The 18,254-nt window shown below is 39.7% G+C and carries 24 protein-coding genes; 1 reads left to right on the top strand and 23 read right to left on the bottom strand.

The genetic code is table 11. The features are described from left to right. Nucleotides 1-51: 51 nt before the first annotated feature. The 22 genes from DOD25_RS01500 to DOD25_RS01400 all read right to left on the bottom strand — a co-directional run bounded on the left by DOD25_RS01500 (nucleotide 52) and on the right by DOD25_RS01400 (nucleotide 15,143). Nucleotides 52-465 carry a hypothetical protein gene (locus DOD25_RS01500; RefSeq protein WP_016815980.1) on the bottom strand — a complete coding sequence of 138 codons (414 nt, stop codon included), beginning with the start codon at nucleotides 463-465 and terminating at the stop codon, nucleotides 52-54. After that, nucleotides 458-1,114: a hypothetical protein gene (locus DOD25_RS01495; protein WP_112928573.1), complete on the bottom strand. Its 657-nt coding sequence runs from the start codon at nucleotides 1,112-1,114 to the stop codon at nucleotides 458-460. Before DOD25_RS01495 ends, DOD25_RS01500 begins: the two co-directional genes overlap by 8 nt. Nucleotides 1,115-1,402: 288 nt before the next feature. After that, the gene (locus DOD25_RS01490; protein WP_014554474.1) at nucleotides 1,403-1,768 is read right to left on the bottom strand and encodes a hypothetical protein; all 366 of its coding nucleotides are present in this window, start codon (nucleotides 1,766-1,768) and stop codon (nucleotides 1,403-1,405) included. A gap of 17 nt (nucleotides 1,769-1,785) precedes the next feature. After that, nucleotides 1,786-2,358 carry a major tail protein gene (locus DOD25_RS01485; protein WP_016815974.1) on the bottom strand — a complete coding sequence of 191 codons (573 nt, stop codon included), beginning with the start codon at nucleotides 2,356-2,358 and terminating at the stop codon, nucleotides 1,786-1,788. Continuing rightward, nucleotides 2,342-2,680, bottom strand: coding sequence for a hypothetical protein (locus DOD25_RS01480; protein ID WP_112928572.1), 339 nt, complete (start codon nucleotides 2,678-2,680; stop codon nucleotides 2,342-2,344). Before DOD25_RS01480 ends, DOD25_RS01485 begins: the two co-directional genes overlap by 17 nt. Further along, nucleotides 2,673-3,053, bottom strand: coding sequence for an HK97 gp10 family phage protein (locus DOD25_RS01475; protein ID WP_020760692.1), 381 nt, complete (start codon nucleotides 3,051-3,053; stop codon nucleotides 2,673-2,675). The genes DOD25_RS01480 and DOD25_RS01475 overlap by 8 nt, the downstream gene beginning before the upstream one ends. Further along, a complete protein-coding gene (locus DOD25_RS01470; RefSeq protein WP_112928571.1) occupies nucleotides 3,050-3,382 on the bottom strand; it encodes a phage head closure protein in 333 nt (110 codons plus the stop codon). The genes DOD25_RS01475 and DOD25_RS01470 overlap by 4 nt, the downstream gene beginning before the upstream one ends. Next, nucleotides 3,383-3,661, bottom strand: a complete 279-nt coding sequence (locus DOD25_RS01465) for a head-tail connector protein (protein WP_112928570.1) — start codon at nucleotides 3,659-3,661, stop codon at nucleotides 3,383-3,385. A 30-nt stretch (nucleotides 3,662-3,691) separates the two neighbouring features. Continuing rightward, nucleotides 3,692-4,876, bottom strand: a complete 1,185-nt coding sequence (locus DOD25_RS01460; protein ID WP_112928569.1) for a phage major capsid protein — start codon at nucleotides 4,874-4,876, stop codon at nucleotides 3,692-3,694. Nucleotides 4,877-4,878: 2 nt separating this feature from the next. Further along, nucleotides 4,879-5,622 (bottom strand): head maturation protease, ClpP-related, encoded by a 744-nt coding sequence (locus tag DOD25_RS01455; protein WP_112928568.1) that lies wholly within the window; start codon nucleotides 5,620-5,622, stop codon nucleotides 4,879-4,881. A gap of 116 nt (nucleotides 5,623-5,738) precedes the next feature. Then, on the bottom strand, nucleotides 5,739-6,506 hold the full coding sequence (locus DOD25_RS01450) for a hypothetical protein (RefSeq protein ID WP_103084278.1): 768 nt from the start codon (nucleotides 6,504-6,506) through the stop codon (nucleotides 5,739-5,741). A 21-nt stretch (nucleotides 6,507-6,527) separates the two neighbouring features. Next, entirely contained in the window at nucleotides 6,528-7,010 is a 483-nt protein-coding gene (locus DOD25_RS01445) for a DUF7689 domain-containing protein (RefSeq protein ID WP_112928567.1), read from the bottom strand. 327 nt (nucleotides 7,011-7,337) lie between these two features. Next, nucleotides 7,338-8,585: a phage portal protein gene (locus DOD25_RS01440; protein WP_103013949.1), complete on the bottom strand. Its 1,248-nt coding sequence runs from the start codon at nucleotides 8,583-8,585 to the stop codon at nucleotides 7,338-7,340. A 9-nt stretch (nucleotides 8,586-8,594) separates the two neighbouring features. Continuing rightward, on the bottom strand, nucleotides 8,595-10,187 hold the full coding sequence (locus DOD25_RS01435; protein ID WP_112928566.1) for a terminase large subunit: 1,593 nt from the start codon (nucleotides 10,185-10,187) through the stop codon (nucleotides 8,595-8,597). A 120-nt stretch (nucleotides 10,188-10,307) separates the two neighbouring features. After that, the gene (locus DOD25_RS01430) at nucleotides 10,308-10,532 is read right to left on the bottom strand and encodes a DUF7678 domain-containing protein (RefSeq protein WP_112928565.1); all 225 of its coding nucleotides are present in this window, start codon (nucleotides 10,530-10,532) and stop codon (nucleotides 10,308-10,310) included. Nucleotides 10,533-10,681: 149 nt separating this feature from the next. After that, nucleotides 10,682-10,966 carry a transcriptional regulator gene (locus tag DOD25_RS01425; RefSeq protein WP_112928564.1) on the bottom strand — a complete coding sequence of 95 codons (285 nt, stop codon included), beginning with the start codon at nucleotides 10,964-10,966 and terminating at the stop codon, nucleotides 10,682-10,684. A 162-nt stretch (nucleotides 10,967-11,128) separates the two neighbouring features. Then, nucleotides 11,129-11,293: a hypothetical protein gene (locus tag DOD25_RS06405; RefSeq protein WP_196776769.1), complete on the bottom strand. Its 165-nt coding sequence runs from the start codon at nucleotides 11,291-11,293 to the stop codon at nucleotides 11,129-11,131. Beyond that, the gene (locus DOD25_RS01420; protein WP_234025943.1) at nucleotides 11,277-11,927 is read right to left on the bottom strand and encodes a virulence protein; all 651 of its coding nucleotides are present in this window, start codon (nucleotides 11,925-11,927) and stop codon (nucleotides 11,277-11,279) included. The genes DOD25_RS06405 and DOD25_RS01420 overlap by 17 nt, the downstream gene beginning before the upstream one ends. A gap of 98 nt (nucleotides 11,928-12,025) precedes the next feature. After that, on the bottom strand, nucleotides 12,026-13,261 hold the full coding sequence (locus tag DOD25_RS01415) for a site-specific DNA-methyltransferase (protein WP_112928562.1): 1,236 nt from the start codon (nucleotides 13,259-13,261) through the stop codon (nucleotides 12,026-12,028). A gap of 14 nt (nucleotides 13,262-13,275) precedes the next feature. Then, the gene (locus tag DOD25_RS01410; protein WP_112928561.1) at nucleotides 13,276-14,061 is read right to left on the bottom strand and encodes an S-adenosylmethionine synthetase N-terminal domain-containing protein; all 786 of its coding nucleotides are present in this window, start codon (nucleotides 14,059-14,061) and stop codon (nucleotides 13,276-13,278) included. 10 nt (nucleotides 14,062-14,071) lie between these two features. Then, entirely contained in the window at nucleotides 14,072-14,623 is a 552-nt protein-coding gene (locus DOD25_RS01405; protein WP_032842293.1) for a P27 family phage terminase small subunit, read from the bottom strand. 160 nt (nucleotides 14,624-14,783) lie between these two features. Further along, the gene (locus DOD25_RS01400; protein ID WP_014554460.1) at nucleotides 14,784-15,143 is read right to left on the bottom strand and encodes an HNH endonuclease; all 360 of its coding nucleotides are present in this window, start codon (nucleotides 15,141-15,143) and stop codon (nucleotides 14,784-14,786) included. Nucleotides 15,144-15,251: 108 nt separating this feature from the next. On the opposite strand from DOD25_RS01400, the gene DOD25_RS01395 reads away from it, so the two are divergent. After that, nucleotides 15,252-15,665, top strand: a complete 414-nt coding sequence (locus DOD25_RS01395) for a hypothetical protein (RefSeq protein ID WP_103014035.1) — start codon at nucleotides 15,252-15,254, stop codon at nucleotides 15,663-15,665. Between the two features lie 59 nt (nucleotides 15,666-15,724). On the opposite strand, the gene DOD25_RS01390 is transcribed toward DOD25_RS01395, so the two are convergent. Beyond that, entirely contained in the window at nucleotides 15,725-18,163 is a 2,439-nt protein-coding gene (locus tag DOD25_RS01390) for a glycoside hydrolase domain-containing protein (RefSeq protein WP_103014034.1), read from the bottom strand. Between the last annotated feature and the right edge of the window lie 91 nt (nucleotides 18,164-18,254).

Genomic DNA, 18,254 nt, shown 5'->3' with positions numbered 1-18,254 from the left:
AAGCACCTACTATTTAGTAAGTGCTAGAAATAATCTTCAATGATTAATTTATCAGTAAATCAATCTATTCAAGTTCTTTAGTTCTATTTCATTTATATTTATGTTCGTATAGCCGTCTTTCAATAATTCTACTCGTACAGATCTAAATAAATCCTCACATACATCTGGACGATTTAATGTTTTTAATCGATCATCATAATGTACTGTAGTTGTCAGAAATAACTTATCACAATCTATTCTAGTTGGTCGCGTAAATGGATTCCTAGATATATCTGGCTGCTCATCATGATAATGAACCATTGGGTTTCTAATAAGCATATAAGGTTTTAGTGTTTGACATTTAATATACTCATACACTGTACCCGAATGTTTATTACAAATATACATATGTGAAGCCACAGCCATCCCATCCGATATAGACGGATAAGGCACTTTCATCCTCACAACATCTTTTTCGTTAATCAATCAGAAGCCTCCCTTCTTCGTCAATATCGACGAATACTGGATTATGGAGTTCTTCATTTTCCGCAAGAGTAAGCATCATATCGAAATGTTTCTCCGTAAGTAATTCCGAATCAGATTTTGAAAATACAAAGTATTTTTTATCTAAATTTATAATTTTTGAGTTTTCTACCATATTTGTTGAATACATTGCATCTAATGCATCGATCAGTTTTTTATCATTATAATTGAAGTCCGATTCATCTAAATCTACTTGATACTCACCAGACACAATGCGATTTTCTTTTGATTTCCAAAGATTCATCTGATGTGTAAGATCAGATAATTCCTTTTCCGTCATAGTACCAACTATAAAAGCGCATTTTTCAGCCCTTTTAACATTAATAGCTTCAACATTTTTATCATACGCATTCTGAGACGCCACATTAAAGCTTGCTCTTTCCTTAGTATAATCTCCCCAAACATTACTAAATACCGGACCTTTTTTATACCCTCTTAAATGACTAAAATCAGGTGTTTCTCCAGATACTTTCGTAAAGGCTTCATAAAACAGCAAAAATTTTTGCAACTTTAAAGGGGTCTCATATGATGTATTGTCATTATTCTTTAGCCAACCACTTAAATATAGTTTTCTTTCATTTGAATAAATCATATTCATACTCCTTTCGTAAATCTTTTCATTTTACATCAATCTGATATTAATGTAAATATATTTTCCCATTTTTTGTGCTTATTACTATATTTATCATTATCATACCAAAAATACTCAAGTCTTTAAATTAGAACTTATCAAACTCTGCTTGTCTTGCGAGCTTATCGTATTTCACACTATCGTTTGCTTTCTCTGTCCACATGTCTAAAACCATGCCGATAGTTAAAAGATCCAGTTCGCAAATACTAATCCCGATTTCTGTGCATCTAAGAAGAAACAACGCGGTTGTCATTTGCCGTGTTGTTGTTTTAAATTTTTTTTAGATTTTACTTCAGTTTCCAAGTTTGCTCCCCAAAGTTCTAGAATTTCAGGAAGAATCTCGTAGATAGAAAACATTTCAAACTCGTCAAGCCACTCATCAATACTTGCTGGAATACTATTATCCGCGTGATAAGCCATGATATAGGCTACGTTTTCAAAAATTTCAAGATCTGCTATTTCAAAAACACCCTCGTTGATTTTAAACGACTGCTCTAATTTTGACAGGTCTTTGAAAATATCACGCTTGAATTTAATACGATACAATCTTGGGATAGTGGCTGAAGAGCGAAACTTCACGTCTTTACCATTTACTTTTACTGTTTTTTCTAACACGTTTACCCCTTTAAAACTTATTTGATTTCCGTGTTAACTTGCGGAACGTACACGCTCTTATACCAGTTCTCATAGGTTTCTTTTGAAGTAGTGTCACCGCTACGGGATTTCACCAAACCATCTTCTCTAGGATCAGCCGTAAGCGACAAAGTTTCCGTACCCGGTTCTATAGTGTCTTCCTTAGTTTCTGACTCAATAGACGGTCGTGTTGCTGAACAGTTATATAAAACGTGTCTGATCGCGTTCACGTCACCATCAAACTCAAACAGGAGCGCGAATTTTTCTGTTTCACTAATCTTCGCGTTTTCAACCAGCACACCGTTTTTATCTAGTTCTTCTCTCAGTATTTCCGTCCTAAACCATTCAGGTATAAGAGCAATTTCCAAGTCGCCACTGTAACCGTTGTTAGCAGTCGACCTGAAGTAAACAATCCCGTCAGCGTAAAACGGTGAGGATTCACCCTCAGCCTCAAGGCTTATACTCACCGCCCCCGGAATCGGCTTAGGCTCATCGTAGGAGAAACCACTCGAATCTTTTTTAAGTTTTGCCGCGTACACGTTTTTAAGATTGTATTTAACCTTGTTTCCCATTTATTGTTACCTCCATTTCAAAAATGTAGAGTGTTTCATAAAGCTGTTCCGACTCTATGAACGCTTCTGTTTTGTTATAAAAAATGCCGTGCCTATCAAGCACGGCTTCAACTTGTTCTTCCAGTACGGGGTTCTTATAGTCCGCGTATAGTTCAATATGAACTTCGTTTGCTTTAAAATACGTTTTCCCGTCTGCCGCAAAATTACTACTCCCTGCTGTTAGAAACAGGAGAAAAGGCGGATTAGGTGATTCTCCCTCAGCAAAATGGTGATAGGCGAAAGGAAAACCTATCTCCCTCATGATTTCTAAAAGATTACCCATTTTTAACCGCCTCCTCTATTTCTTTTTCAAAACTTCGTACTGCTTTACTTTCAGCCTCAGCAATGTGTGCTCTAGCTTCCACGCGTCCGCCGCCTCGTTTAGCATGCCCGTACTCTAACAAGTGTGTAAGCTGATACTTGTTTCTAGAATGCACTACGAGAACTAGCCTGCTGCCTGTTTCGTTTAATGTTTTAACAGCCCAACTTTTCGCATACGCTCCAGTTCGTTTAGGAGCTGTCATGTTAATTTCTTCTTTTGCTGTTTTACCAGCGTTTTTTACTGCTTCTTTTACTTTCCCGGTTGTAACTTTCGCGTAAGTTTTAAGCTCTCTAATAACTTCTTTAGAGAGGCCGCCAATACTTACTTTGCTCACTTTTTACACCTCTTACAGTGAAGTTTCAGGCTTTTCTTCTTATAATTCATGTGGTCAACACCTAAAATCTCATAAACCGTATCACGGAAAACAATCCTGTAACCAATAGATGAGACTACGGCTGTTTCTTTCGAATAGCGGATAGTAAAATCTACTTTTGACTCATCCCACACGTTTCCCGCCGAAGTCTGCTCCATTGGACTTTCAGCACTTACCGTGGCGTAACACTCGTAATACTTACTCCACTTAATCTTATGGTTACCAACATCATCAATTTCAACACTGTTTTTAAGCAGCATAATACGCTCGTTTAATAAGCCTATTCTCATTTAAAACCCCGTTTTTCTAACAGTAAAAAGCATCGAACGTAAAGTAAGCATAAGCGCGTGGTGGTCTGCTTCTTCCCGATGCTCATACAAGTAGCCTGTAGCGTATAAGACTGCGAGCCGATACTCGTCAAAGTTTTCACTAATCAAACTAGTATCGTTTTTACGAGCTACTCCCTGGCAGAGTTTTTCAGCAGAATGAATAAGGGTGTTGATAAGCTCATCATCTTCTCTACTATCCACCCTAAGATAGTTTTTTGCTTCCTCGACTGTAACTATCATCAACACCCCTCCTTAACTTTCAGTCGTCTTTTAAGCTGCTACGCTTGTTTTAACAGGTAGAATCTGTACTGCTTCTTTAAGCACGAGTTTGCCGTCTACACGCTCTTTAGCAACGAAACCTACCATGTCGTTTCCAGCGAAAAGCTCGGTAAGTTCTTTAAACGAGCGCGAGCCACGGTCGCCAATGTTGTAGTACGAGTAGTCGCCAAAAGCCACCATGTTTTCAGGCGCGTAAGCAGACGTGTAAACCGGGTATCCGAGAATCCTGTTCGGCTCATCATCCTGGTATGAAGGCTGCCAAACGTACGCGCCATTATTGTCTTTAAGTTTTCGTATGCTCGCGACTGTTTTATCGTTCATAATAAAACTCGCGTTTTTACGGTATGGTCGCCTCAAAGCGTGAATAAGATCAATCAGATCATCAGTTTTAATACTGGTAGTTTCTTTAAGGAACGTGCCACCGTCTTTCTTATTGAAAATACCAGTCGGTTTTCCAACACCATCACCGTTAAGAAAAGCGTCTTCCTCAGCGTTAGCCAAAGCCATGCCGAAGGATGTGAGAAGATGATTCTCGAGGTTAAACGCGTTATCATGCAAGAGTTCTTCAGTAACTTTTACCGCAACGTGAAGCTTATGAGCGTCAAGCAGGATTTGAGCAAACTTGGAATCCCCAAAGTTAAGGCTTGCGCCTTCTTCAATCCAAGCCGCCGCAGGATCGCTCATCGCAATATTAATCTTATGCTCTCCACTAGTAGTAATCGTGGTAGCAAGAGAGCGAATAATGTTTTCTTCTTTCAACGTTTCAATCAGACGATTATCGTATTCTTCCGGCACAAGATACCCGCCGTCAGCGTCCACGCCTTCCTGCAACACGTTATCGACTCGTTTAAAATTACTTCTAAGAGCTGTAAGCATCGCCTGCTTATACTCGTCACGCGCACGACCTTGTTTTTCAAGTTTCACACCTGTTTTCATAGGTTTTGCAACAATCGCCTCAGATGTTGGTTTTGAAAGCTCCTTATCCATTTTTTCCATCTGCTCCAAGCGATCAATTTCCATACTGTAAGCTTTCACTTTCGCTTCCATCTCATCATAGGTTTTCGCGTCTTCTTCTGAAATAAGCCCGTCCTTGTCACGTTTAGACTCAAGGAAAGCTTTCGCACCCTGCCACGCCTTATTACGTTTCTCAACCATGTTTGAAATAGTGTTCATCATGTTTACCTCCAATTTTTGATTAAAAAAAGACGATCCATAAGATCGTCTGCACTAATATTGTTTGTTTCCTTACCGCTTATCCGGCAGGCTTTACATATTTTTTCAAGTAGCGTGTTTTGCACGCTTGCTTTCGAATACAATGTTGAAACCTGTGGTATGCCAATATCAGTGGTTTCACCTCTAGTTAAAACACCGTCCGCGAACCCGAGTTCTACCGCCTTGTTAGCATCCATCCACGTTTCCGAATCCATTAAATGCGAGAGTTTCACACGGTTAAGCCCTGTTTTAATCTCGTAAGCGTTAATAATGGACTCTTTGACCTCATCAAGCATTGATATTGCTTTTTCCATTTCGTTTCTGTTGCCAAAAGCAACCGTCATAGGATTATGAATCATAAGCATTGACACCGGGCTCATATAAACCTTTGTTCCAGCCATCGCAATCACTGATGCAGCCGATGCTGCAATACCGTCAATTTTGACCGTCACACAACCCTTGTAATCCATGAGCATGTTATAGATTTGTGCCGCAGCCACACAATCGCCGCCAGGCGAGTTAATCCACACGGTAATATTCCCACTACCAGCGTTTAACTCGTCTTTAAAAAGTTGTGGTGTAATATCATCATCAAACCATGATTCTTCAGCAATCGTACCGTTAAGAAACAGTGTCCTCTCCAAAATCTCATTATTCTCATTAGTCTCATTGTTTTCCTTTTGGTTTTTCCACTGCCAAAACTTCCTCATTACCTTTTTCCTCCTCTCTTATATAAAGAAGCGACCAAGATTTTCTTGGTCGCTTCATGTTCGTATAACACTCATATAATACCTAAAGAACTAGCTTTACAGTTAGATAATCCACCTTACTTGTATGCTCTTCCATTTAAGGAAACTAGAGAATCAAATAATTGTGTTTCATCTAGAATACTCTCAGTTGGAGTTCTTTCCGTTATTGCAAGTTCTTTATACTTACTAGTAATTCCCTTAACAGCTTCTAATATCGATGGTTTAGAAACTTTGGAATCACTTTTCCTATACTCTTTAATTAAATCAGAAACTGCAAAAATCCCTAATTCCTTAAATTTCTGAGTTCGGTCATGATCATTCAAAGTTTCATTATTACTGATTCTTTCAACATTAAACCTTGTATTGTTTACTTTTTCGTCATAAGCCATCCTAAACTCTAACGAATTTTTCCAACCATAGTCAGAATTGTAAACAAACTTTTCGCCAGTTATGTCTTCAATAGCCATAGCTAGAATATATTCATAGCATCCAGCATCTCTACTATCATAAATAGCATCGTAAAGAGGTTTAATTGCCTTCAGTCCCAGTTTCAATATTCTTTGATAGTTTTTAGAATTCCTAATAAACTTTCCTGGATGTGCCTGCATAGCCACTTGTGGATTAGTCTTCGTCTCAGTTTCTAATTCCACCATCAACTTATTCATGGATCCCTTTATATCATCTAACGTTTCAGCATAAGCTACGTTTACTGGCATCAATTTATTAGCTATATTCCCACTATTCTTTGATGCTGGATTATTTCCAATAATAAAAATTCCAGTAAATACAAATAGAACCAATAAAAGTAAAGTTCCTAGCGAAATATACATTTTTTTCTTAGACATAGTATTACACCTCCTAGAATTCTAATTCGCAGTGTATTTGTGTTGCAAAGAACCATAAACAGAATTAGGGTAATAAGGATCATGACTACCATGGTTAAACAGCTCCAATTGTCCCCATTTAGCACGGCACCACTTAAGACCAGTAACTTTTGCAAAATGAACAATTTTATCAGGAGAATGACCATACGCTAGAATAAATGGATCATATTTATAAGGTCTATAACCTTTCTTTGCCAGATAATTATCCAATTGCGCTTTAGTAGCAGCATCATCACCAAAGTCACTAGGCCATTCGTACGTCATACTACCAGTTGCAAATCCTAGACAATTATATGCTGGCGTAGCCTTATCGCTATAAAACCATGTCCATGAAATACTATCATAAAACGATTTTGGTTGAGATAAAGTATACGCATAAGCAACAGAATTGGATGTGAAAAACAACATTCCAACAACCATTACATAAGTGGTTATTGCTGATAACATCTTTCTTTTTCTAATCATTTGTAAGCACCTCCTTAAAAACAACATCTTTAACTAAGATTGAGATTAATCAGCTTTTATCTCGAATGATCACTATTCTTGTACATTTTATGATTTTTATAATGTCACATAAATTATTCCACCCTTTCTGCTATTATTAATTTGCTGTATACTCTCATAGTGTAGGATGTTAAGTATCCATAGAGATTAAATTCTATTTTTCGCTTAACGTTAAGATAATTCGTTATGTCTTCGTTGCCTAAATGATTCATCCACTGTCTAAACAGTTATACTATAATAATATTAATATAACATGTTATATTAATATTATCAAGACACAAATTCATCTTAATCACCTAACTTATTTCTACCAATTACAGTGAACGCTCCAGCACGGTTAAGCGGGAGCATGTTGCCGTTAATCAAATACAAGTCACCACCCTCACAGGCGGGAATCTTATCCAAGTTTTCTAACTGTCTAATATCGTTTGCGCTCATCCAACCGTTTTGACGAGCGGTAGCATAACCATTCATACGACTCTGATAGTCTCCTCGAAGAAGACCATCAACGTTAAACTTCACATAATAGGTTTCTTTCTCCTTATCAGTAAAAAGCCGTCTCGTAATAGACTGTTCAAAACGCGCCACCCAAGGATCAAGCGTGTATTTCACAAACTCCAACGACTGCTGCTCAATATTAGAAAAACTCGACTTTTCTAAATCACCAACCATGTGTGGTGGGACTCTAAAAATACGAGCAATCTCGTTAATCTGAAACTTACGAGTTTCAAGAAACTGTGCTTCGTTAGGCGAAATAGAAATAGGCGTATACTTCATGCCTTCCTCTAAAATCGCTATCTTATGCGAGTTAGAACCCGAGAACCCCTTATTCCAACTATCCCTCATACCAGACGGATCTTTTACTGTTCCGGGGTATTCCAAGATTCCACTTGGTGTAGCACCGTTAGCGAAAAACGATGCACCATACTCTTCCGTAGCTATCGCCATACCGATAGCGTTTTTTGCCATCGCAATAGGCGAATAGCCAACAAGCCCGTCAAAACCAAGACCGGGAATATGAAGCACGTCAAAAGGTTTAAGTTTCACACTCGTTTCTTTACCCGCTAAAACATCACTATCATTTAACGTATACTCGTAAAAAATTTGGCCACTCTCATCACGGTCAACTCTCATACGATCAGGCATTAAAGGGTATAAGCCTAAAACCTCACCTTTACCGTTTCGAATAATCTGCGCGTAAGCATTACCCCATAACAATAGATGCGTCATCAAAGTTTCTCTAAACACGAAGCTTGTCATTTCAAGATTCGGCTCATCATGAAGCACCTTATATAAAGGATGTTTAATCGCTTTAGCCGTACCCGTACTCGTCCGCTCATACACGTGAAGCGGCAGACTCGCCACCGCTTCAGACAGGATACGCACACACGAGTAAACTGCCGTCATCTGCATCGCCGAACGCTCATTCACCCTCTTACCCGACGAGGATGTACCCATTAAGAAACGATAACCACCGCCTAACATCCTGTTTTCAGGCTTATCTCTTGATTTAAATAGTCTGCTAAAAATGTTCATTGTCACCTCCTACATAAACAAAATCCCGCGATTGTCATACACGCTTTGAGTGTTCGCGTTACCGCATCTTATAGCACGGTCAAGCGCCATGATAGTTGCGATAGCACCATCGATTTTCTCGGTTGATTTTTCCTTATCGGCTTTAATGTTCCCTGCAGGATCAGTGCGGATGAAAATGTTATCCATGTTCCAGCGAAGCACCGGATGAGCGGAGTGTGCGATTTTCTGCTCGAGTGTAAGCTTCATAAGCTCCTTGGTAGGCGGACTCATATCCTTGAATCCTTGTCCGAAGGGAACCACGGTAAACCCCATGTTTTCAAGGTTTTGCACCATTTGCACAGCGCCCCAACGGTCGAAAGCAATCTCACGAATATTGAAACGTTCACCTAAAGTTTCGATGAATTTTTCAATAAACCCATAGTGAACAACGTTTCCTTCCGTAGTTTTAATAAACCCTTGTTTTTCCCACACGTCATAAGGCACATGATCTCGTTTCACGCGCAAACTCAAGGTTTCTTCAGGCACCCAAAAATAAGGTAGGATACGAAACTTATCCGACTCATCTTCTGGTGGAAAGACCAAAACAAAGGAGGTAAGGTCGGTAGTGCTTGAAAGGTCAAGACCCCCGTAGCAGACCCTGCCCTCGAGTTCTTCCTCGTTCACCTGAAAACCGCAAGCATCCCACTTTTCCATCGGCATCCAACGAATAGACTGTTTCACCCACTGGTTAAGACGAAGCTGACGGAAAGCATTCTCTTCACCAGGATTTTGCCGAGCTGACTCGAAAGCAGCCTTAACTTTCTCCATTTGAACCGTCACCCCAAGAGAAGGATTAGCTTTCTTCCACACCTTAGGATCAGTCCAATCATCCGAATCTTTTGCACCATAAATCACTGGGTAGAAAGTTGGATCAATTTTCCTGCCCTCGAGAATATCCACTGCTTTCTGATGCGTCTCATAGCAGATCGAATGCGTATCCGTACCGGCTGTGGTAATCAGAAAATACAGTGGCTGCATGCGAGCATCCCCGGAGCCTTTAGTCATCACGTCAAAAAGTTTACGGTTAGGCTGCGTGTGAAGCTCATCAAACACAACACCGTGAATGTTAAACCCGTGTTTAGAGTACGCTTCAGCCGACAACACTTGGTAGAAACTGTTAGTTGGTAGGAAAATAATACGTTTTTGCGAAGCTAAAATTTTAACCCTACGATTAAGAGCCGGACACATTCTAACCATGTCAGCCGCCACATCAAACACGATTGTTGCCTGCTGACGGTCCGCCGCACAACCATAGACCTCGGCTCGCTCCTCATTATCCCCACAGCATAAAAGCAGTGCCACTGCCGCGGCAAGCTCACTTTTACCCATTTTCTTAGGTATTTCAATATAAGCAGTATTAAACTGACGGTAACCATTCGGTTTCACCACGCCAAACAAGTCCCTGATAATCTGCTCCTGCCAGTCAAGGAGCTTAAAAGGCTTACCAGCCCACGTGCCTTTCGTGTGTGTTAAACATTCGATAAAACTCACGGCATAATCCGCTAAATCCTTACTATACGTTGAATCTTCTTTTTTAAACTTAGTAACCTCGTATGCTTGCAACTTAAGCTCCTCCTTTCTTTAGGCATAAAAAAGACGCTTTCAGCGTCCACATCATTTCTTATCTTTCCTACGAGAAACAGGGCCTAAAAGCCCTGCTACTTTTAACTAAACTTAAAGTTTTTAGTTTCTAGCGTCGAGGATCATTTCTAAAGCCTCGTTCGCAAGCTTGCTTGTTGGCATCATGTCCCAGCCTCTATCGTAGTTTGCGATAACCTTGTTATTGTTTTTCAAAGTAAGCTTGGAAATTCTTCCCTGGTTAATCCCATATTCGCTTGGCTCTTCAAAAACCTTCATACTGTAGCTTACAACCTGATCTTCAACCCTAAGCGTATCTTGTTCCCACATGATTTTTTCTCCTTTTTCTGTGTTTTTTGTTAGTACTATATATCACTCTAAAAGCGCGCAATAGCAAGCCATAAACGAGAAAAAATCGCGGATAATTCCACGATTTTTCTCCAGCCTTCCAACCCTATGGCTGACTATCCCCCTTTCTTTTAGCTTCTTGCTTGTTGAATCGCTTGATAAGCTTTTTGAATATCCTTGTCCAAGGTTTCAGCATCCGCAAACAGTTCAAACTCCATATCGTTTAGTTTTCCTCCGCTTACCTTCCAAAACTCCTCGTGAGCTTGCATAGCACAGGTTTTTGCTGTTTGCGCAATGTCGAGCATGCTGATAGCCGAACTAATTTTCCCTTCTTCAGCTTTTTTGACTGCGTTTAGCGCGTAGCGTCTGCATGTTTTAACTTCGTTTGTAAGGTTTTGTAAAATTTCTTTTTTCACAGGTTTCTCCTTTGTTTCTGTGCTTTTTGCTAGTACTATATATCACTCTAAAAGCGCGCAATAGCAAGCTTTTAAGCCAAGAAACATCAGGTATTTACACGTTTTTCCCCACCAGTTTTCGCTAATTTTTTTACTCTTAAAAACCGTTAAACGTTTCTAAAATCATGCGGAAATAATCATCACCCAAAAATCATCTACTACAGTAAAACATGCTTTTACAAAAACCTCGTTCTCTTGCTCTAAATTCGCGAAAATTTCTTCAACCAAAGAACCTGTAGGACAATCTTCACTCAACACGTACGCCTGGTCTTCACTCGCATACAGCATTACGCTCACCCCCGTTTCTAAAAGCGCAGGAGCCTTCTAAACGGGAAAGCATAATTTTCCTGTCTTGTTTAAACTCGTCTCCTATAAACCCGAGTCTAAGAAGAAAACATCTGAAAGCATACTTATCGTTAACTGTCTCACGCTTACTATTATTTACGCGTTTAATTTCCACGCTCATTTTACAAAGACTGTTTATAAACTTCGCATAGGATGCCAAGCCTGGTTGGTTAGCCTGCTCAAACCAAGGAAAAATAAGCTTATCATCTTCTTCCTTAATACTAAGACTGTTCACTCCTAACGCTTTTTTAATAAGATCACCCTTATTATCAAGAATTTTCCTAAGCTTTACCACATCAGCCTTATCTTTAGGAAACTCAACACTAAAACATTGCGTACCATCACACGCGCAGACTGGAAGACTTATACCATAGTCAGCGTCTAACATGTTTTTCAAATCATCTAAATTTTCTTCACTACTACACGTGACCGTACCATCTTTACTAATGTTGAAAACACCTATCCTGTAAGACATACTCGGAGTTTTTAAGTAAACAGCCTTTACTCCCGTAGAATCCTCTATAGCTTTAATAAGCGGCTGCCTATCTTTTCCTTTTAACCCGTATTTTAATTCCATTTTTCCTCCTTTAGATTTTTTCGGGTACATATATAAATCACTCTAAAGAAGGTTTATAGCAAGCGGTCGCAAACTATTTTTCATATAAAATACGAGTCTTACTTGTTAGTAAATACTTCAGTAAACGAGTATTCTTTACCGCCTCTTAAAACTTTCACACTCTTATCATTTCCAACCTGCTCAATATAACGTTTCACAATCACGTCACAATATTTCTCGTCAAGCTCGATAGCGTAGCAGATTCTACCCGTCTGCTCGCAGGCTATAAGCGTGCTACCACTTCCAGCAAACGGATCTAACACAAGCGAGTTCGTCATACTCGAGTTTTTAATCGGATACGCTAAAAGAGCTATTGGTTTCATGGTTGGATGATCAGCGTTTTTCTTAGACTTTTCAAACTCCCAAACTGAAGTTTCTTTCCTACCCGCGTACCACTTGTGTTTACCTTTTTTCTTCCACCCATACAAACACGGTTCATGCTGCCACTGGTAAGGGCTTCTACCCAACACCAGAGACGGTTTCTTCCAAATACAACAACCTGAAAGATAAAACCCCGCGTCCTGGAATGCTTTTCTAAAATTCAACCCCTCCGTGTCAGCATGAAACACGTAGATAGACGCATCATCTGCCATCGCCTGCTCCATGTTCACGAACGAGTTGAAAAGAAACTGGTAAAACTTATCATCCTCCATATTATCGTTTTTGATTTTCCCAGCAGAACCCTCATAGTTCACGTTATAAGGCGGATCAGTAACCACCAGATTCACTTTAGTATCCTCAAGAAGCGTCTTAAATGTTTCTAACTTAGTAGCATCACCGCAAATAACACGATGCTTACCAAGCATCCAAATGTCACCTGTTTTAGAAAAACACGGTTCTTCCAGCTCTTTTTCAACATCAAAATCATCATCACTCACGTCTTTATCAGCATCAAAAATACTGGAAAGCTCCGCCTCGTCAAACCCGAGAAGATCAAGATTAAAATCAGCTCCTTCAAGCTCTGACAACTCGACAGCTAAAAGCTCATTGTCCCAGCCTGCGTTAAGTGAAAGCTTATTATCCGCAATAATATAAGCACGCTTTTGTGTTTCAGTTAAATGATTTTCTTTCACACACGGAACTTTTTTAAGACCCAGTTTTAATGCCGCGGCAAGCCTGCCGTGGCCTGCAAGAATCGTATTATCCTCAGCCACTAGAATTGGGGAAAGGAAACCAAACTCGCGAATACTTGCCGCTATCTGAGCTACCTGCGCCTCAGAGTGAGTGCGAGCGTTTCTCACATACGGGATAAGCTCACTTACGTCAGCCAAATAATACTGCATTTCTTTTTCCATAAGCTTTCCTCCCGTTAGAAAAGACCCCAGCAAGCCAGCTTTTCAAAACCACCCACCGAGTCAATATAATCTTTCGCAATTTCCACAATCTGCGCATACGGTTTACCATCAACCATCTCGTCCCCGATAGCACAAGAAAACTCAACCACCCGACCGGTCTCCTGCGCTTTCAAAAACGCGTAAATATTAACCGACACATCAGCTTTCGTAAGATCCTTACCATGAAGACCGCCGCCCGTAACAGCATCAGCCATGTCTGACCCGAGTTTTCGGTTAACCGCTCCCGTATCCACGCTGATACCACCCGTCCAATCACCTAAAGGATTAACAAACGCATTCGGATACTCTTTCAATAAGTCTTCTCGTTTAGCGTGAGACTGGCAGATGATAAGCTTTTCACCATCAAGAACATACTTGCCGTCATACGGATACTTTTCATAAACCTTTCGAGCAATAGCCGAGAGTTTCTTCTGCTCGCCTGTTAATGGTACGCCTTTAAAAATCCCGTTATCAGCGCAGCGAACCATACCATCCTGGTTTCGGCTTAAATGCTTATCCTGCGGCACAACCGTAATATCAATCTTTACTTTCCCAGGGCTTAAACGGTGGATAATATTTTTAATATCCTTAAACTTAAACATCACCGTGCTTTCAATACACACGGCACACTTACCATGCCCGAGCATCACTTCAACAGCAATCTTCGGATTCTCATCCAGCTTGTAAGCCAGATCAACAATTGCTCCAGCAATACGATCCGCAATCTTGTCAACATGCGACGGGTTTACTTTTTCTATCATAATTTTTCTCCTAAATGTTTTTACGTGTAATAAGCAGGCGTTCCATTAAATCGTTTTGAGGTGAAACACCATCAAACTCAGTCGAACAGTTTTCTTTCACAATCTGGAAAATCTCATTCCAAAGCCTGACCGCCTGATTCATGTAGTTAATACCAATATTGATAAAAGGCGAAGGTATCGGTTTACCCGTAGTCGGATGCTTGGAAAGAAACCCGAGTTTACTGGTTACTTCCTCGCATTGAATCCAACGAGCACAACTCATCGCATACCGTTCAATAAGAGGAGACGGGACTTTACTGCTAACACCAATGTCTTTTAGCCACTTCCACGTTTCAGCGAAAATTTCTCTAGCCTGAAGCTGAGTACCGTCTTTTTGCGTGGCGGATAAAAACTCGTGAGGCTGAGGCATTTCAGCACCTTCAAGCTCCGGAATATCAAGCACGCTTAAAGGCCTGCCACCAGGGTTTCCTTCACTAGCTTTTTCAACAACCGCTTTCTTTTTACGCCCGGCACCCACGCGTCTGCCGCCACGACCGCCAATATTATTTGATTTTGTAGGCAAACTTTCCGCCTCCTTCCCACGTGAGTTTTAACTATTAAAAAATTTTCGTGTTTGATTTTCCCTATTACCCTTTTGAATACGCTGTTTTTACGCAAAATACCCTGCGCCCGTTCCCCAGGGAATAGGTTTTTAGAGATTTTGACCGCCCCTGGGGTGGTTTTTATTTGTTATGCCAGCGATCTCCACGCTTAGCGTGAATTTTAGAGTGACAGCTTTTACAAAGAGAAATAAGATTATTCCTCTCATGCGTTCCGCCTTCAGCAATCGGTTTAATATGATGAACCTGCTCAACAGGTACAAGCATATGGTTCTTAAAGCAAAGCTCACAGAAAGGATGCTCTTTCACATAAGAATCCCTGACTTTCTGCCATGCTCTGCCGTAACGCTTGTGAGCATCATAAGGACGCTCGTATTTTTCGTATCGTCTGTTCTCTTGTTTTAAGTGTTCCTCACAAAACCTGCCGTCAGTTAGGTTCGGACAGCCTTGATAAGAACACGGTCTTTTAGGTTTTCTTGGCAAGACTCATCCTCCCTTTTCAAGTAAGATAAATTAACGTAAAATAAGTGAAAATAGTCCGTCTACGACAGTAGTCATCTGCTTGGCTATATAAATTTAAGGAGGTTAGTTATGAAGAAATCTATGTATCAAGCTATACGATTATTCCTTTTTTCATTATTACTCCCTCTTTTAGGACTTATTATCAATTCTCTTAAATCACTCGATTGGGAAATTGTTTATGACTCACCCTTTTTACTCATTGTTATAGCTCATGCACTTGGTTTAACAAAAATTCTTCTTTACTCGATTGTTGTCAATCAAAAAACACTCGAAAACTTAGGAGTTTGTAAAACCATCGCTATCGCGCTTATCGCCCCTGCTATTGATTTATTGATATTACAAGAGTCTCCTCGGCAATTGGGTAGTAGCTGGACTTGCACGTACATTACATTTTTTATTACTCTTGAATGTATCCCAACTATAATTCCAATCATTGTTAAAGAGTTTTTACGAAGAAGAAACCAAAAGCACAAAGGTGATTGAGAATAAAGACACCCTCAATCACCTCCGTGACCTGTTATCTCAATAATTTAACTCTATGATTATTTTGATTTTGCCAGCAAATAATGAGCCATAGCAATACAGCATGCATCTCGTTCTTCATCAGTTGATTCGCCAGCAAGCCGTGCCAGCAATCCAAATCCTAGAATTTTTTCCAGACATCCATACATTTTTGCCTTAATAGAATTTTCCAGTGCTTTAAATGAACTGAAATCTAACCCATCTTGAGCATAAGCAGTATATCTCTTTTGAGCAGTAATACTACTATAATAAGTTGTCATCATATCGCTTAAAGTATGCAAATTTTCATCACTAGCATTACGTAGATTCATTCCTAAATAGATAGCGTCTGCATCATCACAAAAATCTGTAAAATTGCAGCGAATACCAAGTTTATTACTGACATGATTTGCTTTAAAATACTCCGACTGTGCACTACTGTCTGAACCAATAAGAGCATATGCTGTTTTCATACGATCAAGAGATGGATACTTTTGCAGGTACTTATGTAAGTCATCCATGCCTGTTGCAAGATCTCCTGCCCAACCAGTCCAATGATCTGGAGCTAAATTAGAATAAGCATAACAATAAAGCGTATAAGCAAAGTGTGCTATATCGTTTTTACCACCACTTATATCAGCAACTTCGTCACGCTTATTACCAATATAAGTATCCAGCTTATCTTTTAATGCAGGATATTCTTTTTCCATGAATATTATGAAAAATGGGTCTGCAAACGCGCCAGCAATAGCAAATTTCCAATTCGTCATATATGCCTTAGCTAGATAATTAATCACACCTTGAGTCACGCTTAAAGGATGATACTCTAGAACCACCGCATACTTTTGATATACTTTTCGCCATTTATCATACACGCTTTCTAATTGTTGAATGAGGTCTATCACTTTTTCAATTTTTGTTAAACGAGACGTATCTGGATTAGGTGGAGCGACATAAGTAATCTTTGATTGTGGATTGCCAGTTGAATGATTTACACTTCCAACCGCTCCAAAACGTCCAGAATATGCTACTCTGTCAAGATCCCATTTACCTTTATAGCCAGGGATTTCATGGAACTGATCAAACGCCCAATTACTTGGAATAGAAAAGCCTAGATTTCCACTAAAACCTGTAGACATATCAGACACAAATGATGCTACCGCATATCCTGCTTTACTAACACGAGTACAAATATTTCTAGATGCATAAATTCCAATCCGATAACCACCATGCATATTTTCTTTAACAGCTTTGAAGTACGGCAAAATATTGCTACTAATTTCCGGATTCGTTGCATCATAATCAACCGCAAAATAGATTACTGTTGGCGGAACTCCAAGACGTTTAGCTGAAGCAACCGCTTCTTTTGCATGACGAGCTCCATTTTCTGCTGTAAAATGACGTAATTCAGTTGAATACTCTTGAAAAATAGGGAAATATTGAAGACCGTGGCTCACAATTCTTTCCAATTCTCCAGTACGCAATGCCTTAAAATAGTCCTTTTCAGCAGTGTTTTTTTGATCAGGTTCACTCAAATAACGACCAACAATCCTATAACCATCAGCCTTCAAACACTCAGCAAACTCGTCAGTAATCTCAAAACGTGTATCACACGCTACACAAGAACGATTAGGATCACCTTTCGAAGTTAAAAGGCTCATCCATGTTGTTGGATCAACCTTACCTGTAACAGGAATAACATGCTCTGCTTGGAACTTATACAATGCCGACACTATTGCATTATTCCATGTTGAAGTTGGCGTAAGCGAATACCCATTACATGTGAGCGCTACGCTTGCCAACCAAACCCACTCACTCGTTCCCTCACTAATTGTCTTTAAACGTGATCGTGTGCCATTACCAAAATTGCCAGTAGCCTCAGCTGGAGTAAACCCTTCAACAGCTTGTAACACTTGAATCAATGCTGTATTCATCTCACGACCATACAGACCGTCTGTTGGAATAATTCCAGTATAATTCTTATATTTACTGTTAACAGCCTGCTGTGTTACACGAATGTCTTCTTTGCCTCCATACAACGATAACAATTTGAATTGTTTCATTGATAAAAGAACCATCATTAGTTCTAGATCCACAGTAGATGAAATATCTGAAAGACCAATATCACTTTTAAGATCAGAAATAGAGTTTGCTACATTATATGTAAATTCTTCTGTTATGCCTCCATATTCAGCCTCATACCCTTTGCACCAAAGAGCACCCTGAATAATTCCATGAATATTATTACTTTCATCTGTCTGATCAATACCATTTGGCCAGCGCTTCTTAAATCGTGACTGAGTACCTTTCCCAAAATTATTTGCCGTTTCTGTTATACCAAGCTCAATCTGCAAAGCACGAATAAGCCCATTAATTGTATCCCAACCAGTATTCCCATCAGTAATAACTGAACCAAACCCAGGCTTATCACCATAGGTTTTGTTTAACCATTGCTGTGTTAGTAATACCATCTGATCCATGTTGTGCCCTCCTTTTAGGCATGAAAAAAGCCCTGAAAGATTACTCTTTCAAGGCTTAGTATTTATAATTTTTGCTAAGTTTATAATACCA

Source organism: Gardnerella leopoldii (genome assembly GCF_003293675.1).
GTDB classification, from domain to species: Bacteria; Actinomycetota; Actinomycetes; order Actinomycetales; family Bifidobacteriaceae; genus Bifidobacterium; species Bifidobacterium leopoldii.
The sequence above is the reverse complement of the archived record's forward strand: the minus strand, read 5'-3'. Positions and strand labels throughout refer to the sequence as shown.

Excerpts from the sequence above, each read along its gene's own strand:
- DOD25_RS01395 (WP_103014035.1), top strand. The coding sequence starts at position 15,252 with ATGAAGAAATCTATGTATCAAGCTATACGATTATTCCTTTTTTCATTA.
- DOD25_RS01480 (WP_112928572.1), bottom strand. The coding sequence starts at position 2,680 with ATGGGTAATCTTTTAGAAATCATGAGGGAGATAGGTTTTCCTTTCGCC.
- DOD25_RS06405 (WP_196776769.1), bottom strand. The coding sequence starts at position 11,293 with ATGCTGTATGCGAGTGAAGACCAGGCGTACGTGTTGAGTGAAGATTGT.
- DOD25_RS01390 (WP_103014034.1), bottom strand. The coding sequence starts at position 18,163 with ATGGATCAGATGGTATTACTAACACAGCAATGGTTAAACAAAACCTAT.
- DOD25_RS01470 (WP_112928571.1), bottom strand. The coding sequence starts at position 3,382 with ATGAGAATAGGCTTATTAAACGAGCGTATTATGCTGCTTAAAAACAGT.
- DOD25_RS01430 (WP_112928565.1), bottom strand. The coding sequence starts at position 10,532 with ATGTGGGAACAAGATACGCTTAGGGTTGAAGATCAGGTTGTAAGCTAC.
- DOD25_RS01485 (WP_016815974.1), bottom strand. The coding sequence starts at position 2,358 with ATGGGAAACAAGGTTAAATACAATCTTAAAAACGTGTACGCGGCAAAA.
- DOD25_RS01410 (WP_112928561.1), bottom strand. The coding sequence starts at position 14,061 with ATGATAGAAAAAGTAAACCCGTCGCATGTTGACAAGATTGCGGATCGT.
- DOD25_RS01450 (WP_103084278.1), bottom strand. The coding sequence starts at position 6,506 with ATGTCTAAGAAAAAAATGTATATTTCGCTAGGAACTTTACTTTTATTG.
- DOD25_RS01420 (WP_234025943.1), bottom strand. The coding sequence starts at position 11,927 with ATGGAATTAAAATACGGGTTAAAAGGAAAAGATAGGCAGCCGCTTATT.
- DOD25_RS01445 (WP_112928567.1), bottom strand. The coding sequence starts at position 7,010 with ATGATTAGAAAAAGAAAGATGTTATCAGCAATAACCACTTATGTAATG.
- DOD25_RS01465 (WP_112928570.1), bottom strand. The coding sequence starts at position 3,661 with ATGATAGTTACAGTCGAGGAAGCAAAAAACTATCTTAGGGTGGATAGT.
- DOD25_RS01460 (WP_112928569.1), bottom strand. The coding sequence starts at position 4,876 with ATGATGAACACTATTTCAAACATGGTTGAGAAACGTAATAAGGCGTGG.
- DOD25_RS01495 (WP_112928573.1), bottom strand. The coding sequence starts at position 1,114 with ATGATTTATTCAAATGAAAGAAAACTATATTTAAGTGGTTGGCTAAAG.
- DOD25_RS01440 (WP_103013949.1), bottom strand. The coding sequence starts at position 8,585 with ATGAACATTTTTAGCAGACTATTTAAATCAAGAGATAAGCCTGAAAAC.
- DOD25_RS01455 (WP_112928568.1), bottom strand. The coding sequence starts at position 5,622 with ATGAGGAAGTTTTGGCAGTGGAAAAACCAAAAGGAAAACAATGAGACT.
- DOD25_RS01415 (WP_112928562.1), bottom strand. The coding sequence starts at position 13,261 with ATGGAAAAAGAAATGCAGTATTATTTGGCTGACGTAAGTGAGCTTATC.